This is a genomic window from Mycobacterium sp., from assembly GCF_049673265.1.
Taxonomy (GTDB): domain Bacteria; phylum Actinomycetota; class Actinomycetes; order Mycobacteriales; family Mycobacteriaceae; genus Mycobacterium.
Genome location: NZ_JBATXN010000055.1, coordinates 1 through 8,812 on the forward strand (window position 1 = coordinate 1; position 8,812 = coordinate 8,812).

The window sequence follows — 8,812 nt, forward strand, 5'->3', positions numbered from 1 at the left end:
GATATGCCACCGACGTGTCGTCGAGCCGGCGACGACCATCAGCGCCCCGCTGCGCGACCAATCCCGCGATCTGGTCGATCGCCTCGGCCATCAGCGTGACATGTTCGCTCATCACCGCGATCGTCTGTAATCCGTCGGCGCCACGTTCGGCGGTCCCGTGCTCGACGTCGAGCGCCGCCCGCAGCACCGCCCAGCCGCCGTTGACCTCACCGATTCGGTATTTGTCGTCCACCCGCACGTCGCTGTAGTAGACGATGTTGGTCCGATCGCCGTCGATGGTGCGGATGGGCTGGATCTCGACGCCCGGCGAGTCCAGCGGCACCAGGAACATCGTCAGGTTCTTGTGTTTCGGTGCGTCGGGATCCGAATTGGTCAGCAAGAAAACGTATTTCGCGTTGTGAGCGTTGGAGGTAAACATTTTGGAGCCGTTGATAACCCAGCCAGCGCCGTCGCGCACGGCGCGGGTTTTGCAGGTCGCCACATCGGAGCCGCCCTCAGGCTCGGTGTAACCCAAACACAGCCGGATGTGGCCGGATAGAACCCCGGGCACCACCTCGTCGGCGAGCTCGGCCGCCCCGAACTGCTGCACCGTGCGCGCCACCATGGCGGTGGTGCCCCAGTGGAACCACGGCGTGTGCGCGCGGCCGATCTCCAAGTCCCAGATCCGCCGGCGCAGCGCGTTGAAGCCCCCCTCGGATTCGTCCTTCCAGTCGGCGGCCAGATAGCCCTCGGCGCCCAGCGCCAGGTGCACGCCCTCGTCGAAATTCTCTCCGGTCTCCCGGTCTCGTCGGCGCACCTCGTCGGTGACGTGGACGTTCAGAAATCCCCGCAACCGATCGCGGAATTCCGTGTCCTCCGTGGACAGTTCGACGCTGGCGAAATCCATGACTGCTAAAGCCGCGCTTGGGTTTTGATTGCCGTGTCGCTGGTGCGCAGCGGGCGGATCAGCGCTTCCTGCGCGAACGAGGCGATCAGCTCACCCTCTTGGGTGTGCACGGCCCCGCGGACATACGACATGCCTGCGCCCACCTGAGTGCTCTCGTGGGTGTACAGCAACCAGCCCGACCACGACACCGGCTCGTGGAAGCCGACCGTGATCGTCATCGGCGCGGTGGATACCGTCACGTGCGACTGGCTGGTGCCGATGCCTTTATGCGCCCGCATCGTGGTCGAAATGCCCAAATGCCCGGTGAAATATGCGACTAGCGCCTTGGCCAAATCGTCACGAGTCGGAATGGGGTCGTAGTGCAGCCAGGCGTACAGCTCGGGGGGCCCGACTTCGTCCGGGCTGTTGACATCCACCACGTCGACCAGCCGCAGTTCCCGTCCCGCCATCGGCATCGCCGACACGTTGGCGTCGCCTGGCGCGGTCACCTCGGGGCGAGCCAAGTGATGGCGAATCACATCTTCCGACGGGACGTCGGCGAGCGCTGTCACGGTGATGCAGCGGCGGTCGTTCTGCTTAACAAAAACCACCGCGGTCGCGGTGGACCGGCCTTCGTGCACGACGTCGAATTCGAATTCGACTGGCGGCCCGACCATTACGGCGCGGGAGAACACCGCATGTACCGACCGCACCGACTTGTCCGCAAACCGTTCGCCGACCGCGACGATCACCTGTGCGACCACCTGGGTGCCTTCGACCACCTGCCGTCCGTCCGCGCCGGCGATCCCCGTTTCAGCGATGAAGCGGTCGGGCCCGTCGGCGCGCGCCTCGAATAACTCGAGAAGGCCGGCGACCGACCAGTGCGCCTGCTCAGATTCCGTCGTCACCTAGCGAGCGTGACATTTTCACCGAACCTTGTAAAGCCCGCCCGGCTCAGCTCGCGTCGATCACCAGGGTTGCGAACCGATCGATGGTTTCGGTCACGTGCGCCACGCTGTCGCCGGGCAACCCCACTTGCAGCCAGGTGACACCGAGCGCGGCCAGCTTCTCCATTCCGGTCAGGTAGGCGTCCGCATTGAAGTCGTCGTCTGCCGGACTGCCGCCCTCGAAATTGCTGAAAACCACGTCGAACTTCGACCAGTCCCGACCCGCCTCGTCCACGCGGCGACGCAGGTCAGCGATGCCGTCGGCCAGCCCTTGCACAGAGTCGAGGGTTGCGGTGCGGGCAGTCTGGGCCAGCACGGCCGGCGCCGGAAACGGACACCAGCCGTCGCCCTTTTGCGCCACCCGCCGACGCGCGGCGCCGGTGTTTCCGCCGACCCAAATCGGCGGGTACGGGTCGCTTACCGGTAGGGGGTGGGCGGTGATCCCGTGCGCAGTGAAGTGCTTGCCCTCGAACGAGACGTCATCGCTGGTCCAGATCGCCCGGATCACGTCGAGGGCTTCATCGAACAGCTCGGCCCGTTGCTCATAGTCGACGCCGAGGGCGGCAAACTCCCGTTTGAGATACCCCACTCCGACCGCGAGCGTGAATCGGCCGCCGGAAAGCAGATCCAGCGACGCACCAGACTTGGCCACCACGAACGGGTTTCGATACGGCAACACGACGATGTTGGGAATCAGCCGCAGTGTGGTGGTCCGCGCCGCGGCGAACGCCATCGCCACAAATGGGTCCAGCGCATCGTGTCCACCGGCTTCCAGCCAGCGCTGCGTCGGCGCGGGGTGGTCGGTGAACCCAAAGCCGTGGAATCCGGCGGCTTCGGCGGCTTTGGCAACCGCGGCGATGCCGTCGCCGCTGACCAGTTCCGGGTTGTACGGGTGGCGGTGCATCGGGTGGGTGATGGTGAAATGCATCTGCCGCTTTCCTTAGCTGAGCGCCGACGATATCCCTGCAAAATTACTGCGTGACACTTATACGATAATCTGTAAAGTCAGCCGGGCGGGCGCCTGGTCGGATTTCCCGCAGCACGGAGGCGAAACAGTTGGGCATCGTGACCACGAGCTCGGAAACCGCCTTCGCGCGACCGCCCGAAATCATCTATGACTTCGTCACGAATCCGGCGAACTGGACGAAGACGTATCCGGGCAGCGCGCACATCACCAACCTGCCCGACGAACTGCCGTTGAAGGTCGGCGACACCTGGCAAGAGTCCGGCGCCGACGGCGACCGAATCTTCACCTGGCACCTGGCGATCGCGATGCGGCCGAAATTGTGGATGTTCAATTCCGTTGGGCGGCTTGGCCATGACGGCCACGGCAACGGCGGTATGGAGGGTCGGATCACGGTCCAATACCAGTTCACCCGACCGGGCCAGGAGATCACGCTGTTTACCCGCACGATGACGATCGAGGCCTACAAGCACGCACCGCTACCTGACGCCCTGTTTCAGGAGGTCAACCCCGCCAAGATCGACGCCTATCACGCGGCGATCGCACGAGAATTGGATGCGCTCGATGACGGCAACCACTGAGGGCACGGCGGGGCTCACGCGGCTGGCCGCCGGCTTCTGCTTCGGTGAAGGCCCGCGCTGGTTCGAGGGGCTGCTGTGGTTTTCCGACATGCTGGGCGAGGCGGTACACACCGCCGACGCCAGTGGCTCGCTGACCACGTTGGCGCTGCCCGGGCACAGCCCGTCGGGGCTGGGATTTCGGCCCGACGGATCACTGCTGATCGTGTCTACCGAAAAGCGGCAGCTGCTTCGCTACGACGGCGAAACAGTGGTCACGATCGCGGATCTGAGCGATGCCGCACCGGCTGACCTCGGCGACATGGTGGTCGACCAGGTTGGACGCGCCTACATCGGGTCGCAGGCCTTCGAGGGCGGCGTCATCTTGCGCGTCGATACCGACAACAGCGTGCGGGTGGTGGCGCAAGATCTGGACTTCCCGAACGGAATGGCCATTACGGCCGATCACAAGACCTTGATCGTCGCGGAGTCGATCGGCCGGCGATTGACCGCGTTCAGCATCGGCGCCGATGGCGACCTGGCCGACCGACGGGTCTTCGCCGATGTTCTGGACGGCCCGCCCGACGGCATCAGCCTCGACGCCGGCGGCGGCGTGTGGACGTCGATGACGCTGGCGCACCAGTTCGAGCGCATCGAAGCCGGGGGCGGCGGCGGCGAAGGACAAGTGACCCATCGCATCAACATCGGCGACCGCGTCGCGATCGCTTGCACGCTCGGCGGGCCGGCGCGGCGCACGTTGTTCATGCTGTCGAGTACCGATGCCTATCCGAAACGGTTGATAGGTACCCGTCTGTCTCGGCTCGACGCGGTGATCGTGGATACTCCTGGCGCCGGCCTGCCCTGAAAGGTAACCGATGACCGATTCTTATTACGAGTTGCTCGCGGGGGATGGATCAGCCGACGATCCGCTGGGCGAAAAGTTCTGTGCCACAGACTTAGTGAGGAGTACGTGGTCGGCGGCGCTGCAGCATGCCGCACCGGTGTCGGCGCTCCTGGTCCGCGCGCTGGAGCGATGCGCTGCACGCGACGACACCCGGCTGTCCCGGGTCGCCATCGATTTGTTGGGGCCGGTGCCGGCCGAAGGCGACTTGTGGATTCGCTCCCACGTCGAGCGTCCAGGCAAACAGATCGAATTGATCAGCGCCGAGATGTTGGCGTTAGGCCCCGATGGCCAGCCCCGGCCGACGGCGCGGGCCAGCGGATGGCGGCTGCAACAGCTGGACACCACCGACCTGGCGCACGCGGCGACACCCCTGCCGCGTCCGGTCAGCGAAGGCCGCAGCCGCAATCTCGAAAAGGATTGGGACCGCAACTATGTGCACAGCCTCGACTGGCGGTGGCTGACCCAACCTCTCAACGATGGTCCGGGCGAATCCTGGATCAAGCCGACAGTCAACCTGGTCAACGGCGAGACTATGACGCCGTTGGAGCGGCTGTTCGCGGTCGCCGACTGCGCCAACGGCATCGGCTCCAAACTGGACATCACCAAGTGGACGTTCCTGAACAACGATCTCGTCGTGCATGTGCACCGAATTCCCGACGGCGACTGGATCGGCATCCGGGCGGAAACCAATTACGGACCCGACGGCATCGGCACGACGGTGGGCACCCTGTTCGACCAGACCGGAGCCGTCGGCAGCATCCAGCAGTCGGTGTTGGTGCGGCCCCGTCCTTCAAGGCCCAAGCGTTAGTCGGTCAGCGCCGAGATCGACGCCGCGGCCACCGGCGCGATGATGTCGACAACGCGCAGGTGCATCCGGGTTGAGCTGAGCACGGTGACGATCAAACATGCGACGTCGCCGGGTGACATGGGCCCGCCTGTGGTCGACCTGACGATCGACGCCCGCACACCGGTGCCGACGAACTCGGCCTCCAGGCCGGCGACCCAGGTCTCCACCATGCGAGGGGCCCTGGCGGTGGACGGACCGATCAACTCCGGGCTGATCAGCACGACGTCACCGCATCCGCGAGCGATCATCGGCGGAATGACTTGTGCGGCAAAGTGTTGCGCGCCCACCCACGAGCCGTCGGCCATACCCGCGCCACTGACCAGCACGTCGACCGCACCGATCAGGTAGTCGGCGGATTTGACGAACCGATCGACCGACGGCGGATCGGCGAGGTCCAGGTGGGCGGTGAAGGCCGCCGCGCCGTCGGACCGAAGCACGGCCGCGAACGGCTCGCAGATGTCGAGCCGGCGGGTTCCCATCAACACCAAGTCTCCGCCGGCGGCTAGCCGCGCCGCAGTCGCCAATGCGACGGGCGACGAGGCTTCGGTGATGACGACAGCTCTGGCGGCCCCGGATCGGCTCACGACAATCGCCGATCAGCTGCGATGCGCTGCGCCCCAGCTAAGATTTGGTGGTCAGCTACCGATGACACGAAAACAGCGTGACACTTCGGGCTATTTTTGTAAAGTTTGGGTATGGAGCAGACGGCGACCATCGAAGACGACACCTCCACGCAGCGACGGATCCTCGCCGCGACGGCGGAGGTGCTGAGCCGCAACGGCAAGCGCAAGCTCAGCCTGTCCGACGTCGCTTCCCAGGCCGGGGTCTCGCGGCCAACGCTCTACCGCTGGTTCGCCTCGAAGGAGGAGCTGCTTTCAGCGTTCTCCCGTTACGAACGCCAGAGCTTCGAAAGCGGTATGAGCCGGGCGACAGCCGGTCTCAAAGGTGCCGACAAGCTCGATGCGGCGTTGCGGTTTATCGTCGACTACCAGCATTCCTATACAGGTGTGCGGATGGTCGATATCGAGCCCGAGCATGTCATCAACCAGTTCTCAAACGTCATTCCGCAGATGCGGGATGGTCTGCAGCGGCTGATACCCGGCCCCAACGCCGCAGTGAAAGCCGCCACCGCGATCCGAGTAGCGTTTTCGCACTACATGATCCGCAGCGACGATGCCGACCAATTCCTAGCCCAGCTGCGCCACGCTGTGGGCATCAAAGCCACCGACTGATTGCCCTGCTCCTCCTCGCGTCGCCACGCGAGGAGCATGGTCGCAGGGCGCTGACTGATTAGTCGAACAGCACCGCGGCGTTGAGGTAGCCGGTCGGGTCGAATGCCGTCTTGAGCGTTCGCATCGCCGCGATGTCGGCGGCCTCGCGTGACATGCCGACGTACTTGCGCTTACGGCTGCCGACCCCGTGTTCAGAGCTGACGTTGCCGCCGCACGCCGCGATCAGGTCCATCATCGCCGCGTACAGGTCGCGTTCCTGCTCTGCGCCGCAGCGCAGCACGTTGAGATGCAGGTTGCCCTCTCCGATGTGCCCGAACAGCACGCCGATCGCGTCGGGCGCGCGGCGGCGCAGCAACTCGTCCGCCTCGCGGGCGAACCCAGCGACCGCCGCAAGCGGCAGCGATACATCGAACTTCACCGGCGGCCCGTAGACGCCGAGCACCTCGGCCACCGATTCCCGCACCCGCCACAACCGTTGTTGCGCAACCAGATCGACGCCTACCGCTGGCTCTCCGCACGTTCGCACTCCCATCAGCGCGTCGGCTAGGCGTTCGGTCTGGTCGTAATCGGATGCCAGTTCCACCAACAACAACCAGTCACCGCGCACCGGCGCCGCCACCCCCAGGTGCTCGTCGGTCAGCGCGGCGGCTCGGCCGTCGATCAGTTCCAGTGCGGCGATGCCGTCCAACTCGCGAAACAGCCGGCCGGCGTCGACCAGCGCGTCGAGGTCCTCGAAGGCGCACACTGCCGTCACTCGATACCGCGGATTCGGGTGCAGCCGCAGATGAAGCGTGGTGATCACACCGAGTGTTCCTTCGGCGCCGACGAACAGCGACGGCAGGTCATAGCCGGTGTTGTCCGCCCGTACGCGGGAATGCCGTCGCAGCACCGACCCGTCGGGCAGCGCGACGTCCAGGCCGACGACCTGTTCGCCCATGTTGCCGTAACGCACGGTGCGCAGGCCGCCGGCATTGGTCGAGGCCATCCCCCCGACCGTCGCGGTATCGCGTGCCGCCAGGTCGACACCGAACAGCAGACCCGCCGCCGTCGCCGCGCGTTGTACCGTGGCCAAGGCGGCTCCCGCTCCGACTTCCACGCGCCGTTCCAACGTGTCGACATCGCTTATGCCGCAAAGCCGTTCGGTCGACAACAACACGTCATCGTGCTCGGGCACGGTGCCGGCCACCAAGGAAGTACGACCACCCTGAATGGTGACGTGCGCCCCGGCGTCCCGGCACAGCCGCAGCACCTCGGCAACTTCGTCCGCCGAACCCGGACGCACCAAGGCGCTCGCCCGCCCGCGATAGCGGCCGGTGTGATCGACGCTGCGGGCCGCCAGCACATCGGGGTCGGTGCTGACGTGACTCGCCCCGATCACCGATGACACGGCTCGCAGCACGCTTCCAGTCATGGGCACGATTTATCGGTGTAGCACACCCTCCCAATCGCGCCGCCAGTGATGCAGGATTGGGAGCCGTGAGCAAGCAGCGTGAGGATGTTTGGTTCAACTCGGGTGCCGACCGGATCAGTGCGTGGCTGTATCGACCGGAAAGCAACGGCTCGGAAGTACAGGCGCCGCTGCTGGTGATGGCACACGGTCTGGGCGCGGTTCGCACGATGCGCCTGGACGCCTATGCCGAACGCTTTTGTGCGGCCGGCTACGCCTGTCTGGTTTTCGACTACCGCAATTTCGGCGACAGCGAGGGTGCGCCGCGTCAACTACTCGACATCAGGATGCAATTGCAGGACTGGACGGTTGCGGTGGCCTACGCCCGGACGCTGCCTGGAATCGACCGCAATCGAATTGGCTTGTGGGGCACGTCTTTTAGCGGTGGTCATGTCATTGCAACCGCAGCGCGGCTGCCCGGCATCGCGGCGGTCGTCTCGCAATGTCCGTTCACCGACAGCGTCGCCTCTCTTGGCACGCTGAGCCCATTGACCAGCGCTCGAGTCACGGCGTTGGCGCTACGCGATCTGATCGCCGCCCGGCTCGGCGGGTCGCCGGTGATGGTGCCGACCGCCGGCAAGCCGGGCGAGGTCGCGCTGATGAACGCGCCCGACGCCTACCCGGGCTTTTTGAAGCTGGTCCCGGATGGCACGCCGCTGCGAAACGAGGTCGCCGCCCGCATCGGGGTGAAGATCCTGCCCTACCGTCCTGGTCGGCTCGCAGCGAAAGTGCCCTGCCCAATCCTGTTCTGTGTGTGCGAATCCGATTCGGTCGCACCGTCGGGACCGACCCGTCGCTACGCGGCGACGGCGCCGCGCGGTGAGATCAAGCTCTATCCGGAGGGACATTTCGAGATTTATGTCGGCGACGCATTCGAGCGGGTGATCGCCGATCAGCTCGACTTCCTCGAGAAGAACCTGAAATGACTGCCTAGCGGCCTAGCGGATGACGCTGATGCCGCCGTCTACCGGGATCACCGCACCAGTGATGTAGGTGCTGGCGCGGCTGGTGAGAAAGACCGAGATGCCCGCGATGTCGTCGGGTTGGCC

The 8,812-nt window shown here is 65.4% G+C and carries 11 protein-coding genes; 5 read left to right on the plus strand and 6 right to left on the minus strand.

Annotated elements, in window-relative coordinates; all coding sequences use genetic code 11:
- From WBF82_RS01885 to WBF82_RS01895, 3 genes are all read right to left on the minus strand, one after another.
- Nucleotides 1-886, minus strand: an 886-nt coding sequence (locus WBF82_RS01885) for an acyl-CoA dehydrogenase family protein (RefSeq protein ID WP_424381408.1), incomplete at its 3' end; no start/stop codon positions are given.
- A gap of 5 nt (nucleotides 887-891) precedes the next feature.
- On the minus strand, nucleotides 892-1,773 hold the full coding sequence (locus WBF82_RS01890; protein ID WP_424381409.1) for an acyl-CoA thioesterase: 882 nt from the start codon (nucleotides 1,771-1,773) through the stop codon (nucleotides 892-894).
- Between the two features lie 46 nt (nucleotides 1,774-1,819).
- Complete coding sequence (locus WBF82_RS01895; protein WP_424381410.1) at nucleotides 1,820-2,740, minus strand: LLM class F420-dependent oxidoreductase; 921 nt, start codon at nucleotides 2,738-2,740, stop codon at nucleotides 1,820-1,822.
- A 128-nt stretch (nucleotides 2,741-2,868) separates the two neighbouring features.
- Here WBF82_RS01895 and WBF82_RS01900 point away from each other — a divergent pair, with 128 nt between their 5' ends.
- Genes WBF82_RS01900 through WBF82_RS01910 form a run of 3 tightly spaced genes read left to right on the plus strand, consistent with a single transcriptional unit; the run spans nucleotide 2,869 to nucleotide 5,045 of the window.
- Complete coding sequence (locus WBF82_RS01900) at nucleotides 2,869-3,357, plus strand: SRPBCC family protein (protein WP_424381411.1); 489 nt, start codon at nucleotides 2,869-2,871, stop codon at nucleotides 3,355-3,357.
- Nucleotides 3,341-4,198, plus strand: coding sequence for an SMP-30/gluconolactonase/LRE family protein (locus tag WBF82_RS01905; protein WP_424381412.1), 858 nt, complete (start codon nucleotides 3,341-3,343; stop codon nucleotides 4,196-4,198). The genes WBF82_RS01900 and WBF82_RS01905 overlap by 17 nt, the downstream gene beginning before the upstream one ends.
- 10 nt (nucleotides 4,199-4,208) lie before the next feature.
- The gene (locus WBF82_RS01910; RefSeq protein WP_424381413.1) at nucleotides 4,209-5,045 is read left to right on the plus strand and encodes a thioesterase family protein; all 837 of its coding nucleotides are present in this window, start codon (nucleotides 4,209-4,211) and stop codon (nucleotides 5,043-5,045) included.
- On the opposite strand, the gene WBF82_RS01915 is transcribed toward WBF82_RS01910, so the two are convergent.
- Complete coding sequence (locus WBF82_RS01915) at nucleotides 5,042-5,668, minus strand: SDR family NAD(P)-dependent oxidoreductase (RefSeq protein ID WP_424381414.1); 627 nt, start codon at nucleotides 5,666-5,668, stop codon at nucleotides 5,042-5,044. The genes WBF82_RS01910 and WBF82_RS01915 overlap by 4 nt on opposite strands.
- A gap of 111 nt (nucleotides 5,669-5,779) precedes the next feature.
- Here WBF82_RS01915 and WBF82_RS01920 point away from each other — a divergent pair, with 111 nt between their 5' ends.
- The gene (locus WBF82_RS01920) at nucleotides 5,780-6,316 is read left to right on the plus strand and encodes a TetR/AcrR family transcriptional regulator (RefSeq protein ID WP_424381415.1); all 537 of its coding nucleotides are present in this window, start codon (nucleotides 5,780-5,782) and stop codon (nucleotides 6,314-6,316) included.
- A 58-nt stretch (nucleotides 6,317-6,374) separates the two neighbouring features.
- On the opposite strand, the gene WBF82_RS01925 is transcribed toward WBF82_RS01920, so the two are convergent.
- Nucleotides 6,375-7,727: an FAD-binding oxidoreductase gene (locus WBF82_RS01925; RefSeq protein WP_424381416.1), complete on the minus strand. Its 1,353-nt coding sequence runs from the start codon at nucleotides 7,725-7,727 to the stop codon at nucleotides 6,375-6,377.
- 65 nt (nucleotides 7,728-7,792) lie between these two features.
- On the opposite strand from WBF82_RS01925, the gene WBF82_RS01930 reads away from it, so the two are divergent.
- Nucleotides 7,793-8,689 (plus strand): alpha/beta hydrolase, encoded by an 897-nt coding sequence (locus tag WBF82_RS01930; protein WP_424381417.1) that lies wholly within the window; start codon nucleotides 7,793-7,795, stop codon nucleotides 8,687-8,689.
- A gap of 12 nt (nucleotides 8,690-8,701) precedes the next feature.
- Here the strand turns inward: WBF82_RS01930 and WBF82_RS01935 are convergent.
- Nucleotides 8,702-8,812 (minus strand): SDR family oxidoreductase (locus tag WBF82_RS01935; protein WP_424381418.1); only part of this gene is annotated, 111 nt, incomplete at its 5' end.